At 64.1% G+C, this 13,655-nt stretch carries 12 protein-coding genes; 5 read left to right on the top strand and 7 right to left on the bottom strand.

The window, feature by feature from the left end; translation table 11 throughout:
* Positions 1-48 precede the first annotated feature (48 nt).
* The gene (locus NKJ35_RS07190; protein WP_352645868.1) at positions 49-1,812 is read right to left on the bottom strand and encodes an acyl-CoA dehydrogenase family protein; all 1,764 of its coding nucleotides are present in this window, start codon (positions 1,810-1,812) and stop codon (positions 49-51) included.
* Between the two features lie 224 nt (positions 1,813-2,036).
* On the opposite strand from NKJ35_RS07190, the gene NKJ35_RS07185 reads away from it, so the two are divergent.
* Entirely contained in the window at positions 2,037-2,267 is a 231-nt protein-coding gene (locus NKJ35_RS07185) for a hypothetical protein (RefSeq protein ID WP_254818419.1), read from the top strand.
* A 121-nt stretch (positions 2,268-2,388) separates the two neighbouring features.
* A complete protein-coding gene (locus NKJ35_RS07180) occupies positions 2,389-3,549 on the top strand; it encodes a glycoside hydrolase family 25 protein (RefSeq protein ID WP_502894245.1) in 1,161 nt (386 codons plus the stop codon).
* A gap of 21 nt (positions 3,550-3,570) precedes the next feature.
* On the opposite strand, the gene purD is transcribed toward NKJ35_RS07180, so the two are convergent.
* A complete protein-coding gene (gene purD / locus NKJ35_RS07175; RefSeq protein ID WP_352645866.1) occupies positions 3,571-4,848 on the bottom strand; it encodes a phosphoribosylamine--glycine ligase in 1,278 nt (425 codons plus the stop codon).
* A gap of 157 nt (positions 4,849-5,005) precedes the next feature.
* On the opposite strand from purD, the gene ubiA reads away from it, so the two are divergent.
* Positions 5,006-5,989, top strand: a complete 984-nt coding sequence (ubiA, locus tag NKJ35_RS07170) for a 4-hydroxybenzoate octaprenyltransferase (protein ID WP_352646291.1) — start codon at positions 5,006-5,008, stop codon at positions 5,987-5,989.
* On the opposite strand, the gene NKJ35_RS07165 is transcribed toward ubiA, so the two are convergent.
* The 3 genes from NKJ35_RS07165 to NKJ35_RS07155 all read right to left on the bottom strand — a co-directional run bounded on the left by NKJ35_RS07165 (position 5,990) and on the right by NKJ35_RS07155 (position 9,153).
* Positions 5,990-6,556, bottom strand: coding sequence for a DUF6101 family protein (locus NKJ35_RS07165; RefSeq protein WP_352645864.1), 567 nt, complete (start codon positions 6,554-6,556; stop codon positions 5,990-5,992).
* A gap of 185 nt (positions 6,557-6,741) precedes the next feature.
* A complete protein-coding gene (locus NKJ35_RS07160) occupies positions 6,742-8,172 on the bottom strand; it encodes an FAD-binding oxidoreductase (RefSeq protein WP_352645862.1) in 1,431 nt (476 codons plus the stop codon).
* A 9-nt stretch (positions 8,173-8,181) separates the two neighbouring features.
* Positions 8,182-9,153 carry an L-threonylcarbamoyladenylate synthase gene (locus NKJ35_RS07155; protein ID WP_352645860.1) on the bottom strand — a complete coding sequence of 324 codons (972 nt, stop codon included), beginning with the start codon at positions 9,151-9,153 and terminating at the stop codon, positions 8,182-8,184.
* Between the two features lie 201 nt (positions 9,154-9,354).
* On the opposite strand from NKJ35_RS07155, the gene NKJ35_RS07150 reads away from it, so the two are divergent.
* Positions 9,355-9,744: a hypothetical protein gene (locus tag NKJ35_RS07150; protein WP_352645859.1), complete on the top strand. Its 390-nt coding sequence runs from the start codon at positions 9,355-9,357 to the stop codon at positions 9,742-9,744.
* A 35-nt stretch (positions 9,745-9,779) separates the two neighbouring features.
* Here NKJ35_RS07150 and glyS read toward each other — a convergent pair whose 3' ends face one another.
* Positions 9,780-12,374, bottom strand: coding sequence for a glycine--tRNA ligase subunit beta (gene glyS, locus NKJ35_RS07145; RefSeq protein WP_352645857.1), 2,595 nt, complete (start codon positions 12,372-12,374; stop codon positions 9,780-9,782).
* Positions 12,375-12,610: 236 nt separating this feature from the next.
* Between glyS and NKJ35_RS07140 the strand changes: the two genes are divergently transcribed.
* The gene (locus tag NKJ35_RS07140) at positions 12,611-12,784 is read left to right on the top strand and encodes a hypothetical protein (protein WP_023674088.1); all 174 of its coding nucleotides are present in this window, start codon (positions 12,611-12,613) and stop codon (positions 12,782-12,784) included.
* Positions 12,785-12,864: 80 nt separating this feature from the next.
* Here the strand turns inward: NKJ35_RS07140 and NKJ35_RS07135 are convergent.
* The coding region (locus NKJ35_RS07135; protein ID WP_352645855.1) for a transposase at positions 12,865-13,655 on the bottom strand (791 nt) is incomplete at its 5' end.

Below are 13,655 nucleotides of genomic sequence, written 5' to 3'. Positions count from 1 at the left end.
TGGTCCTTTGTGAATTTGGGCCTTTGTGAATTTCGGCGCGTGCGAACGTCAGGCTGAAATCAGCGCTTTGCCGGCAACGGCAAGGCTGTCGGCGCCGCCGATGACGCGCTCCTTGAGTGCGCCCGCTTCGCCAAGCAGGTTCTCGGCGAAGAACCGACACAGCGCGATGCGGCTTTGGTCGGCAAGCGCGCCGCGCGCCAGATAGGCGCCGCCAGCGGCAAGTGAGATCAGCCTGAGATAAGGTGTGGCGCCCGCCAACGCCTCGTCCGGACGGCCTTCGGCCTGCAGGTCTTGCAGGAAACGGCTCGCCTTTGACAGGTCATCAAGCGCCTGGTCGAGGCGATCGGCGGTGCGGCCAAAGCCTTCAAGGTTCGACGCTCGCACCGCATCGGCGACGGCCTTGAGCTCGGCGATGTAGCCATGCACATGCCGACCGCCGCCGAGCGGCAGCTTGCGCGTCACCAGATCGATCGCTTGGATGCCATTGGTGCCTTCGTAAATGGGTGCAATGCGCGCGTCGCGATAAAGCGCTGCTGCCCCCGTCTCCTCGATGAACCCCATGCCGCCATGCACCTGCAGCCCAAGCGAGGCGACCTCGACGCCAACATCGGTGGAAAACGCCTTGGCCAGCGGCGTCAAAAGATTGGCGCGCTCCTGCCAGTGCTTTGCATCCTCGCTCCGCGACGCGAGATCGATGGCGTGGGCGCAGGAATAGCAGATGGCGCGGGCAATCTGGGTCAGCGCCTTCATGGTTAGAAGACTGCGCTGGATGTCGGGGTGATGCACGATCGGCGCCATGCCGGCACCGCGATAGCTTGCCGCCTTGCCTTGCCGGCGGTCGTTTGCATAGGCGAGCGCCTTTTGCATCGCCGCCTCGGCGACCGCGACGCCCTGCATGCCGACGGCAAGGCGCGCATTGTTCATCATGGTGAACATGCAGGCGAGGCCCTTGTTCTCCTCGCCGACCAGCCAGCCGATCGCGCCGGGCGCAGCGCCTTCGAAGCCATCGCCATAGATCATCGTGCAGGTCGGCGAAGCGTGGATGCCCAGTTTGTGCTCCAGCCCGGAGCAGAAGACGTCGTTGCGTGCGCCCAGCGCGCCATCGTCGCCGACGAGGAATTTCGGCACCAGGAACAAAGACAGGCCGCGCGTGCCGGGCGGTGCGTCCGGCAGCCGCGCCAGCACCAGATGGATGATGTTGTCGGTGAAATCCTGCTCGCCATAGGTGATGAATATCTTTTGCCCGAAGATGCGGTAGGTGCCGTCGCCGACCGGTTCGGCGCGGGTTCGCAAGGCATTCAGGTCCGAGCCTGCCTGTGGCTCGGTCAGGTTCATGGTGCCCATCCATTCGCCGGAGACCAGTTTTTCCAGATATCTGGCCTTGAGCGCCTGCGAGCCATGCTTGTCGAGTGCTTCGACCGCGCCCATGGTCAGCGTCGGGGCGATGCCGAACGCCATCGAGGCGGAGTTCCACATTTCAAGCGCGGCGACGCCGAGCATGGTCGGCAGCGCCTGGCCGCCATACGCTTCCGGCGCCGACAGCGCATTCCAGCCACCGCCGATCCAGCGGCGATAAAGTTCCTTCCAGCCGGGCGGGGTAGTGACGGCAGCGCCGTCGAGCACCGCGCCGTGCCGGTCGCCGATCGTGTAAAGCGGCGCCACCTCCTCGCTGGCGAAGCGGCCGGCCTCGGCCAGAATGGCGTCGACGAGGTCCTCGCCGAGTTCGCCAAAGTTGCCGGCGTCGAGCGCCGGCTTCAGGCCGGCGACATGCTTCAGGGTGAAGGCGATTTCCTCGACCGGTGCCCGATACATGGCGCTCGCTCCTCCTCAGTCCGGCCGCCCTCAGTTCGAAAGGTCTACTTAAGACCCGTGCCGAGGCAAAATCATCTGCTTTCGGCTTCCCTGGCGATCTTCTTTTTACGTAAACGTCAAACGTTGTCACGCGGATTTTGCCAATTGCTGCGACGCAGGCTAAATTCGGCAAAAGCCGGGATAAGTTCGACCGGCGGAATCAGGAACACCGGATCGGACCGTCCGTGCTCGCCAGACCTGACGCCTATCGCTGCATCGAATGCGGCCTGCCCTACCGGGCGGCCGGTTTTTGCTATCATGAAGGTAAGATGGAGAACGGAGCAGCCTATTGGTCTGATCGCGGCATATTGTGCTCGCCGCAATGCTCGCTCGCCCATCACCGTAAGCGCGAGACGGCGGGAACGCTGTCGCAAGTGCCGGCGCCCGACCCGTTTCAAACCCGCTCTCGACATTGACGACCATCAAAACCATCGACGGAGAAGCTGTCCGAGCCGTGGCGTCCCCGGGCCGCGATCGAGAGCATTTCCTTAACCATGGCGGTTCAGGATTTGGCTTTGGCCAGCAAGGATCTGCTGTTTGAAAACGCCGGCGCGCCCCCTTGTCCGCTCAGCGCTCCTCCTTGTCGCGGCCGCGATGACGCTGGCGCTGACGCCGGCAAAGGCCTCGGATTTCTCCGAACCTTGGAAGGATGCGGACCGGGCGCTGGTCGTCGACGCCTACGAATACAATTCCATCGACTGGACCCGGCTAGCCGACGACAAGCGTCTTGTCGGCTTCATCAACAAGGCATCGGACGGAATGCCGCCACCCTATTTCTGTTTCGGCGACGAGACCGAGCTGCGGCTGTGCAAGACGCTTTGGAAACGCCATGCGATGGCACAGGAACTGTTCCAGACGCGCAAGGTGGTGGCCAAGGCACTGGGCCTGAAATGGGGTGCCTATCATCTCGCCCGCCCCGGCAACCCCGTGGGACAGGCCAATAATTTCATCAATTTCGTGAAACCCGGGCCGGATGACCTGCTTGCCCTCGATATCGAGGACGATGACCCCACCCAATGGATGTCGCTCGAGGATGCCGAGGAATTCGTGCGCCATGTGCATCGTCGGGTTGGCCGCTTTCCGGTGCTCTACACCAACGGCACGACAGCCCGGCATATCGCCGACAACAAGTATAAATACCCGCTCCTGTCCCGGCTGCCGCTGTGGTATGCGCGCTACAAGCCAGACATCGGCCTGCATTTTCCGATGGGCAACTGGCAGGGCTATGCGCTCTGGCAGTTTTCGGCGCGAGCAAATTGCGGCCGGTTCCGCTGTCCCTACCGGGTCGCGGGCACACCCAACGATATCGACGTCAGCGTCGCGCCGATGAACGCGACGGAATTGCGCGCGCAGTGGCCGTTCGGCGGCCTGATCGACGTGCAGCCGGATTATCTCGCCTTGATACCGGTGCCGCTCTCACGCGAGGCGGGGCTGGCTGGCACTGCCATGACCTACGCCACCGTGGCAGCACCCCCGAGCCTCGAGCAACTGGTCGCGGTATTCAGGGCGCGCTTGGCCAGCTTCAGCAGCGGCTTTCAAATGCCGGCTGCGAAGACGGCGCCGAGCCTTCCCCGCGGGATTGCCGAATATGTCGCCTGGATGCGAAACGAAAAGCGTGCGGCATCGGACCCTGGAATTGTCTCCGCCGCCGGTGCGGTCAGCACCGTCTCGACCGAATTCTACCGCGGCCTGCACTGAGGCCGGAGGCCGCCTGAAGCGTCAGTTCGACTGCTCGCGCGCCAGTGCCAGCCAGCCAATATCACGGCGGCAAAAGCCTTGCGGCCAGTCGATCCTGTCGAGCGCGGCGTAAGCCTTCTTCTGCGCCTCGCCGACGGTGCGGCCGGTCGCCGTGATGTTGAGCACGCGACCGCCATTGGCGACGAGTGCGCCGCCGTTTATCGCGGTGCCGGCATGAAATATCTCGACGCCCTCGCCCGCCGCCGCCTCGACGCCGCGGATGACCGAGCCCTTTTCCGGCGCTCCGGGATAACCCCTGGCCGCCATCACCACGGTGAGCGCCGCGTCGTCGCGCCAGCGCACCGAGGTGTGCGCCAGTTGGCCGTCAGCGGCGGCGTTGAGCAGGACGAGCAGATCGTCCTTCAGCCGCATCATCAGCACCTGGCATTCCGGGTCGCCGAAGCGGGTGTTGTATTCGATCAGCTTCGGCCCCTTGTCAGTAATCATCAGCCCGGCGAACAGCACGCCGGAAAACGGAGCGCCTGTTTCAGCCATGCCGCGCATGGTCGGCTCGACGATCTCGCGCATGGTTCGGTCGATCATCTCCGGCGTCATCACCGGCGCCGGCGAATAGGCGCCCATGCCGCCGGTGTTCGGGCCGGTGTCGCCGTCACTGAGGCGCTTATGGTCCTGCGCCGTGCCAAAGGGCAGCGCGGTGGTGCCGTCGCACAGGCAGAAGAAACTTGCTTCTTCACCGACGAGAAACTCCTCGACCACCACTTCCGTGCCGGCTTGGCCGAAGGAGCCATCAAAACAGGCGTCGAGCGCGGTCCGCGCCTCGTCAAGCGTCATGGCGACGGTGACGCCCTTGCCGGCAGCTAGGCCGTCGGCCTTGATGACGATCGGCGCACCCGTCTTCTCGACATACGCCCTGGCCGAAGCCAGATCGCCGAAGCGGCCATAGGCGGCGGTCGGGATGCCGTATTTGGCGCAGAGGTCTTTGGTGAAACCCTTTGATCCTTCCAGCCGTGCCGCCGCCTTTGACGGGCCGAAGACGCGGATGCCCTCGGCGCGCAGGTCGTCGGCAATGCCGGCGACCAGCGGCCCTTCCGGCCCGACCACGACGAGGTCTATTTCATTCTCGCGGCAAAACCGGGCCACCGCCGTGTGATCCGCAATATCGAGCCTCACCAGCTCGGCTTCGCGGCCGATCCCCGGATTGCCGGGCACCGCATAGAGTTTGGTCAGCAGCGGTGACGCCGCCATCTTCCATGCCAGCGCATGTTCTCGTCCGCCGGAGCCGATCAGTAAAACACGCATGCCCAGATTCCTCGTCATTCCAAGACCAGGACTGCGCTATTGCGCCGCGCCCGACGGGTCAAGACATTTGGCTGCCGAAGCGCCGATTGCGGGTGGCGACCCTGGCGGGGGCTGCTTGACGCTTGACGGCATTCGTCTCTGCTGCCACTTCAGCAAAATGGAAACCGTCCAGTCGAAAGCGGCCCAAGGCCGCGTCGCCGATGCGCCGAGCGGCCACTGGGTCTATCGCGCGCTGCCGCGGGGGTTGTGGCCCTATGCGCAGCTTGCCCGGTGGGACCGGCCGATCGGCTGGCAATTGCTGCTGTGGCCATGCTGGTGGTCGGCTGCACTTGCCGCGAGCGCCTATCCGCGTCCGACGGATCCGCTGCTCTCGCTGCTGCCGTCGCCGTGGTACCTGCTGCTGTTTTTTCTCGGTGCGTTCGCCATGCGTGGCGCCGGCTGCACCTACAATGATTTGGTCGACGAGGACATCGACAACCAGGTGGAACGCACGCGCTCGCGGCCGCTGCCGGCCGGCAAGGTCACGCGCCGACAGGCCTGGATGTTTGTTGTCCTGCAGGCACTGGTCGGCCTCGCCGTTCTTTTGCAGTTCAACAGCTTTGCCATCTCGCTCGGCATCGGCTCGCTGGTCATCGTCGCCATCTATCCGTTCATGAAGCGATATACCAATTGGCCGCAACTGGTTCTCGGCCTTGCCTTTTCCTGGGGGGCGCTGATGGGATGGGCGGTCGAGTTCGGCGATCTCGATGGGCCGGCAATCATGCTCTACATCGGCTCGATCCTGTGGGTGATCGGCTACGACACGATCTATGCGCATCAGGACAAGGAAGACGACGCCATCGTCGGCGTGCGCTCGACGGCGCGCCTGTTCGGCGATAACACCAAAACCTGGCTGGCCGGGCTTTATGGCGGAGCGCTGGTCTGCTTCGCCATTGCCTTTGCCTCGGCGCAGGCACCGGTGCCGGCGCTCGCCGGGCTGATCGCCGCCGGCGCGCATATGGCGCGGCAGATCGCCGTGCTCGACATCGACAATCCGGACCAGTGCCTGAGGCTGTTCAGATCGAACAACCAGGTCGGCTGGCTGATCTTCCTCGGGCTGATCGGCGGCGCGGCCTGGGTGACGCTGAAGCCGCTGGTTTAGCTACTCCCGCGAAATAAGCTCCTCGCCGCCGATGACCAGCCTGAGGCCGAGATCGCCGGCGCGGCGGCGGGCGAGGAAGCGCGGGCGGCGCATGGTCGAAATGCGACCCTTGCGGCGGTCCTGCGCCGGTAGCGCCTTGATGGCGGCGCCGAGCGATTCTTCCAGCGTGCGGGCAATGCCGTCGGCCTCGATCAGCAGCATCGGCAGCCGGTAGGCGTCGGCCCAGGCGCGCCAGTCGGCGGCGACATCGTCGAGATCGTCGGCGACCAGCAGCGGCACCGACAGCATCGGGTCGTTGTGCAGAAGCTCGAGCGTCACTGTGACATTGCCATCCGGATCCTCCATGGCGCGGGCGGCGACGCCGCGAAACGCGTTGGCGGGCAGAGCGATGATCGCGGGCACGCCGCTCATCTCCAGCGTGCGGCGGATAACCGCGCCGCGCTGGTCGATGGTGAAGGTAACGTCGCCATAGTCGTCGCGCGTGGCGTAGCTCACCACCTGCGGCAGGCGGAATGGGTCGAGACGCATATTGCGGCCGGCCCAGACTGGCTTCAGTCCAGTGTTCATGTCGTGCCTTTCCTGTTTCTCCTGAGAGCCGGTGTTTCCGGTTCTCCGGGCCGGTTTTCCCAGCCTCGTTGTGGAGAAACATTAGCGCGAGCTTCTTATCCTCGCGCTTAAGAAAGTCGGTTAAATTTTGCTGATCCGGGGCGGATGGTTATCGGATTGCGAACCGGCGCAGGCCGGCGAAAGGATCAGATAACCTTACCGGGATTCATGATGCCGGCCGGGTCGAACGCGGCTTTCACCCTGCGCATCAGCTCGATCGTCATCGGCGGTGCCGTCGCGATCAATTCGTCCCGCTTCAACTGGCCGATGCCGTGCTCGGCCGAGATGGAGCCATGAAACGAGCGCACGACATCGTGCACGGCCTTGTTCATGACGTGGTAAAGGCCGAGAAACGCCTCGTCATCGCCGTCGACCGGCCGGGAGATGTTGTAGTGCAGATTGCCGTCGCCCATGTGGCCGAAGCAGACTACCCGTGCGCCGGGACTGACCGACTGCACGGCGCCGGCGGCCTTCTCGATGAAGGGCGGAATTGACGCCACCGGCACCGAGATGTCGTGCTTGATCGAGGCACCTTCCGATTTCTGCGCCTCGGGCAGCACCTCGCGGAAATTCCAGAACGCGTCGCCCTGGGCCATGCTTGCCGCGATCACCGCATCGCCGACGATCCCTTGCTCGAGGCCTGCCTCCAGCACCTCCTCGATCAGGGCCCTGGCATCGTCGGCCGAACGGCCCGACGAGATCTGCATCAGCACATACCACGGCCAATCGCCGGCCAGCGGCCGCACCACGCCTTGCGCGTGGGCAAGCGTAAAGTCGTAGGGCCTCTGGCCGATCAGTTCGAAGGCGGTGAGCGCTGCACCGGCACGATCCATCGCCAGGCTGAACAGCGACAGTGCCGCCTCCGGCGATGACAGGCCGGCAAACGCCACCTCGCGCCCCTTCGGCTTGGGGAAAAGCTTGAGCACGGCGGCGGTGATGATGCCGAGCGTGCCTTCCGCGCCGACGAACAGGTTCTTCAAATCGTAACCGGTATTGTCCTTTTTCAGCTTGCGCAGGTCGTCGAACACTTCGCCGGTCGGCAGCACCACTTCGACGCCGAGGCACAGTTCGCGCGCATTGCCGTAGGCAAGCACGCCGGTGCCGCCGGCGTTGGAGGAGAGATTGCCGCCGATCTGGCAGGAACCTTGCGCGGCAAGCGACAGCGGAAACAGCCGGTCGGCGGCATCGGCCGCTTCCTGCAGCGTCTGCAGGATGACGCCGGTTTCGACCGTCACCGTGTTTGACAGCGTATCGATCTCGCGGATGCGGTTCAGCCGCGACAGCGACAGCACGATCTCGCGGCCGGAAGCGTCCGGCACCTGGGCACCGACCAGCCCGGTGTTGCCGCTTTGCGGCACGATGGGCGTGCCGGTTTCGGTCGCCAGCCGCATGATGCGGCTGACCTCCTCGACGGTCCCCGGCCTCAGCACCAAAGCCGTCCTGCCATGCCAAAGTCCGCGCCGCTCGGTGAGGTAAGGCGCGATGTCCTGCTGATCGCGCAGCGCATATTTGTCGCCGACGATTGTCGCAAAGCGCGCGACGACAGCGGGGTCGAGGTCGGGGGAAATGTCGTTCATGGGTGGAAACTATGGTGCCCAATCCATCTTGTCACGCGGGGCGGCGGCGCGCGAAAGCCTGTCGTTGATCGCCTCGCCCAAGCCGTCGAACGGGATCGGCTCGACAGCGATGGTTTTGGCGCCGCTGCGATCGAGATCCTGCAGATGAGCGAAGAGATTGCTTGCCGCCTCGCGCAGGTCGCCGGTCTCCGACAGATTGCGCAGTGCGGCTGCATCGTGCCAGCCTTCGGCACGGCTGCGGCCGAAGGCCAGCAAGGCTTCGCCCGGTGCAACCTCCGCAGCATTGAGCCGCACCGCCGCACCTGGTGCATAGTGCGAGGCGAGCATGCCGGGCGCCTCGATGGCCGAAGCGCCGCGCAGCAACTTCACCCCGGCCACTGTTTCGATCTCTTCGGCGGCAATGCCGCCCGGCCGCAGCAGCCGCAGCTTTCCACTCTCGACCTTGACGATGGTCGATTCCAGCCCGACCGGCGTCGCGCCACCATCGACCACAAGCTTGATCCTGGGACCGAGGTCGGCGGCCACGGCTTCCGCCGTCGTGGCGCTGATCCTGCCGGACGAATTGGCGCTGGGCGCCGCAAGCGCGCGGCCGAACCTGGCGATCAGCTCGCCGCCAAAGCCTTTCGGCATGCGTAGCGCGATTGTGTCCAGCCCTGCGGTGACCAGCGGATGAATGCCGTTGCCGGGCCGTTGCGGCAGCACCAGCGTCAGCGGCCCCGGCCAGAATATCTGCGCCAATCTTTCCGACAGCGGATCGAACAGCGCGATGCGCCCGGCCATCGCCGGATCGGCTATATGGGCGATCAGCGGGTTGAAGCGAGGTCGGCCCTTGGCTTCGAAGATGCGGGCCACGGCAACGCCATTGGTCGCGTCGCCGGCCAGCCCGTAGACGGTCTCGGTCGGGATGGCGACGACATCGCCGCTCTCGAGCAGCGCCAACGCCCTTTCCATCGCCTCGCCGACGGCACGAATTTCAGCCACTGTCGTCACCTCACGGATGCGGGTGCCTAATACGGCGACGCCGGGCGGGCAAGCCCAGGCGTTGGCGAATCGCAAATCGCTAAAATGCTATGTTTCCTCGCAAGCCGGCATCAATTGCCCTCGGCTATGGTGCCGTCTTCTTGGACAAGGGGAACTATCATGTTTTCGATGCGTATCGTTGGCGCGCTTGGTCTGGCGGTTATGGCCGGCACGGCGCAGGCTTCATCGCTGGTTTTTGTCGGGCAGCCGACCGCAACGCCGTCGGTGGTAAGTGCCGGCGCGCTCGAACGGGCGAAAACACCGTCGATCGTCGCGCTCGGCGAGAACTTGCCTGACGTTAATGAAACCGTCACCGATGAAAAGGTCGCGGCAATCCCGAGCCAGCCGAGTCATGGCTTCGACAGAAGCCCGATGATCATTCGCCGCGGTATCGTCGGCGATGCCTTTGCAACGCCCGCGCCCAAAGCCGCGCCGGCCACCGCTGCCGCGCCCGCCGCGAACAGCAAGGCCGATCCAAAGGTCGCCAGCAAAACCCCTGAGCCGGCAGCGCCGCAGCCTGCGCCGCTAGCAGCTCCCGACCAGCCCAAATAGGGCCTGAAGCACAAGCGATGATTTTTTCGCGGATGTCAGCCGGCTATTTTCGAGAAATCGGCGACCCGGTCCGTCGCCGCGCGGATGCGGGCGAGCAATGCCAGGCGATTGGCGCGCACCGCCTGGTCCTCATCGTTTACCAGGACTTTCTCAAAGAATGAATCAACTGGCTCGCGCAACACGCTAAGCGCCAGCATGGCGGCGGAAAAGTCTTCGTTTTGAATTGCTTCGCCGGCTTGCCTCTCGGCCTGATTCACCGCGGCGAACAAGGTTTTTTCGGCGTTCTCCCGGAACAGAGCCGGCTCAACGCTGGTTGCGATCGCCGTCCCCTTCTTCTCTTCGGCAGCCACAATGTTGGCCGCGCGCTTGGTGCCGGCAAGCAGGTTCCTGCCGTCCTCGGTGTCGAGGAAGGAGCCAAGCGCCTCGACACGGCGGACGATCTGCAGGAGATCGTCGTTTTGCGATAGGCCACTCTCCCCCCTAGAGGGGGAGATGCCCGGCAGGGCAGAGGGGGGCGCGACAGAATGAGAGGCTGGCGGGACAGCGCCCCCCTCTGTCGGCTTCGCCGACATCTCCCCCTCTAGGGGGGAGATTGGGCGCGAACCTGCCGCGAGTACGGCGTCGATCAGGTCGTGCCGGGCGCCCTGATCGCGGAGATAGACTTTGAGGCGGTCATGGAAGAAGGACAGGAGGTTGTTGATCTCTTGCTGCTGCCTTTCTCCAGAACGCTCAAAGGTGTTGTTTGAGATTGCGGAATCGCGTTCGATGACGAGATCGGTAAGCGAATCTCCCCCGAGTTGCTGCTCTAGCTCCGCAGCAATTTCGAACTGTCGGTCGAGTTCGGGATCGCGTATGTGATCAGCAATATTTTCGGACGCGACATTGGCCACAGATTTCAGGGACAACCTAATCCCGTTCTCAATCAGTATCCTCGTTACCCCCAGGGCCGCTCTCCGCAGCGCATAAGGGTCCTTCGATCCCGTCGGCTTTTCATCAATCGCCCAGAATCCAACCAGCGTATCCAGCTTGTCGGCAAGCGCTACTGCGATCGAAACCGGATCGGTCGGCACGTTATCGGACGGGCCTTGCGGCTTATAATGCTCCTCGATCGCGGCGGCGACCGACGGATGCTCGCCCTGCAGCAGCGCGTATTTGCGGCCCATGGCGCCTTGCAGTTCCGGGAATTCGCCGACGACTTCGGTGGTGAGATCGGCCTTGGCCAGAACGGCAGCGCGACGCGCCAGCGCGGGAATCTCCCCCCTTGAGGGGGAGATGTCGCCGAAGGCGACAGAGGGGGTCGGCACGTCCTGACGCGGCTTCCTATTTTGGGCAGAGGATGCCGGCGCTTCACGCGAAGCGACCCCCCCTGGCCTGCCGGCCATCTCCCCCTCAAGGGGGGAGATTGAACTCGCCACGACCGGCGCCAGTTCTTCCGCCAGCCGCTTGATGCGCTCCACCCGCTCGCCCTGCGTGCCGAGCTTGGCGTGGAAGGTGACGCCGAGATGGTCGAGGCGGGCCATGCGCTGGTCGAGCGGTTTGGTTAGATCGAGCCCGAACTTTTGCGCCGATGCCTGCAGCTGGTCGAGATCCGGCAGGTCGCCCTGGTCGGTCTTCCAGAAATAGAGCGCGTCGGACAGGCGCGCGCGTACCACCTTGCCGTTGCCATGGGCGATCTCCTTGCCGCCGTCCTTGGCCTCGATGTTGGCGGTCAGGATAAAGCGGTTGGAGAGGTCTTCGCCGGTACTGTGCGGCCGCGTCACGAAACACTTCTGGTTGGCGCGGATGGTGAGCCTGATCACCTCGGCCGGAATGGTCAGAAAATCCTGCTCGAATTCGCCCATCAGCACGACCGGCCATTCGACCAGGCCCGACACTTCCTCCAGCAGCCCCTCGTCCTCGACGAGGTCGAGCCCGCTGGCGAAGGCGAGGTTCCTGGCATCGGCAAGAATGATCTCCTTGCGTCGGTCGGCATCGAGCACGACCTTGGCCGCCTCAAGCTTGGCGACATAATCGTCGAAGCGGCGCACCGTGATGGCGCCCGGCGCATGAAAACGGTGGCCGTAGGTGACATTGCCCGAGCGGACGCCGTCGATCTCGAAATCGACCACCACCGGCTCCTCGGTTTCGGGGCCGAAGGTGCACAGGATCGATTGCAGCGGCCGCACCCAGCGCAACGAGCCGGGCTTGGCCGAAGCCGGCCCCCAGCGCATCGATTTCGGCCAGGGAAAGTTGCGGATGATGCCCGGCACCAGCTCGGCGATGATCTGCTCGGCCGGCCGGCCCGGCCTGGCAATATGGGCGACATAGAAGTCGCCCTTCTTCGGATCGGAATGAACATGCGCGTCGGCAATCGAGGCAAGGCCGGCCTTGCGCAGAAAACCTTGCACCGCCTGCTCGGGCGCCTTGGTCGAGGGGCCCTTGATCTCCTCGTTTATGTCCTTCGAGCGGGCGGTCAGACCGCGGATGTCGAGCGCCAGCCGGCGCGGCGTCCAATATTCGCGCGCCGCCTCATAAGTCAGCCCGGCTTCGACCAGACCGTCGGTCAGCAGCTTCTTCAGGTCGCCGGCAGCTTTTCTCTGCATACGAGCAGGAATCTCTTCCGAACGGAGTTCTAAAAGCAGGTCGGGCATTGAGTGTGCTCACGCGGCAAATGGTCCGGGCGGGGCATAGCAACTCGGCCGGCCGCTGTCACCCTTCCCAGCAAAGTCGGGCCTGCACGATCGCGGCATCCAACGGCGATTTCCGAAAAAATTCATCCGCCTGTCGGACACGAAGCGGTCCGCCCGTCCTTGGGTCAAAGATTTCCATCAACCGAACGCAGCGCTGAAGCGACCAACGCTCAGGCAGAGAACTATTGGCTGAACGAATGAAAACGGCATCGACATTCCTGCAGATCCTCGCGCTCAGCGCCTGTTTTACAGCACAGGTGCATGGCACGTTCTCGATGCCCGGCGTCAGGCAAGCGCTGCGGACGATAGCCGGTGCAAGCGGCCAAGGTACGTTGCCAATCAGCGCTCCTGTCGAAATCGCCTGGAGCTAATGTGCATGTCGCGCAAAAGTGTGCAGCGGTTTTGCGATAACGACATGCATCAAAACAAGAACTTAAAGTATCCGTTTTGATCAAGGGGTTTGAGGGGCCCATTTTCGCTGCGCCTTGAGGAGAGCGTTTGCGAGGATGATGAGCTTTCGCATCAATGCGGTGATGGCGACCTTGGAGGGTTTTCCTGCCGCCTTTAGGGCCTGGTATTTTGCCTTGAGGTCGGGGTTGAAGCGCATGGCGACGAGGGCCGGCATGTAGAGGGCCTGGCGAACATTGGCCCGGCCGCCGCGAATGAAGGCGCGGCCGGTCCATTTGCCCGATTGACGGGCGACCGGAGCGAGGCCGGCGAGGCTTGCGGCTTCTGGCGGCTCGAGGGTTCCGAGTTCCGGCATATCGATGATGAGCGCGAATGCGGTGACGTGCGAGACGCCGGGTATGCTGGTCAGGATGTCGATGCGCTGGGCAAGGTCGGGATCGGCTTTGAAGAGAGTAAGGATCGTCTGATCGATATCGGCGAGCTGACGTTGGATCTGCTTCAGCCGCTCGCCGTTGTGGCGCCTGAGCAGGGCAAGGGTCAGGGTCTTGGCTCTGTTCCTGGCTGCGGTGCGGTCCTTGATCAGAGCCGCACGGGCCATGTGCAGATCCTTGAGTTCATTGAGGAGGGCGCTGCGAGGCGACCGCGCCGTCAACGCCAGCACTGCCCCCATGCGCGCCAGCATGGCGGCGTCGCATCGGTCGGTCTTGGCCAGCTTGCCGGTCGCCTCCGCGAAGCGGCGTGCCTGGCGCGGATTGACCTTGACCAGTGGCAGTCCGGCCTCGGCGAGCCGGCACTCAAACCCGCGATGGTAAGCTCCGGTCGGCTCATAGACGA

The sequence above is a fragment of the Mesorhizobium sp. M0136 genome, assembly GCF_040322515.1.
Classification (GTDB): Bacteria; Pseudomonadota; Alphaproteobacteria; order Rhizobiales; family Rhizobiaceae; genus Mesorhizobium.
This window is presented reverse-complemented; position numbering and strand designations above follow the sequence as displayed.

Excerpts from the sequence above, each read along its gene's own strand:
- NKJ35_RS07190 (WP_352645868.1), bottom strand. The coding sequence starts at position 1,812 with ATGTATCGGGCACCGGTCGAGGAAATCGCCTTCACCCTGAAGCATGTC.
- purD (WP_352645866.1), bottom strand. The coding sequence starts at position 4,848 with ATGCGTGTTTTACTGATCGGCTCCGGCGGACGAGAACATGCGCTGGCA.
- ubiA (WP_352646291.1), top strand. The coding sequence starts at position 5,006 with ATGGAAACCGTCCAGTCGAAAGCGGCCCAAGGCCGCGTCGCCGATGCG.
- NKJ35_RS07165 (WP_352645864.1), bottom strand. The coding sequence starts at position 6,556 with ATGAACACTGGACTGAAGCCAGTCTGGGCCGGCCGCAATATGCGTCTC.
- NKJ35_RS07160 (WP_352645862.1), bottom strand. The coding sequence starts at position 8,172 with ATGAACGACATTTCCCCCGACCTCGACCCCGCTGTCGTCGCGCGCTTT.
- NKJ35_RS07150 (WP_352645859.1), top strand. The coding sequence starts at position 9,355 with ATGGCCGGCACGGCGCAGGCTTCATCGCTGGTTTTTGTCGGGCAGCCG.
- glyS (WP_352645857.1), bottom strand. The coding sequence starts at position 12,374 with ATGCCCGACCTGCTTTTAGAACTCCGTTCGGAAGAGATTCCTGCTCGT.
- NKJ35_RS07140 (WP_023674088.1), top strand. The coding sequence starts at position 12,611 with ATGAAAACGGCATCGACATTCCTGCAGATCCTCGCGCTCAGCGCCTGT.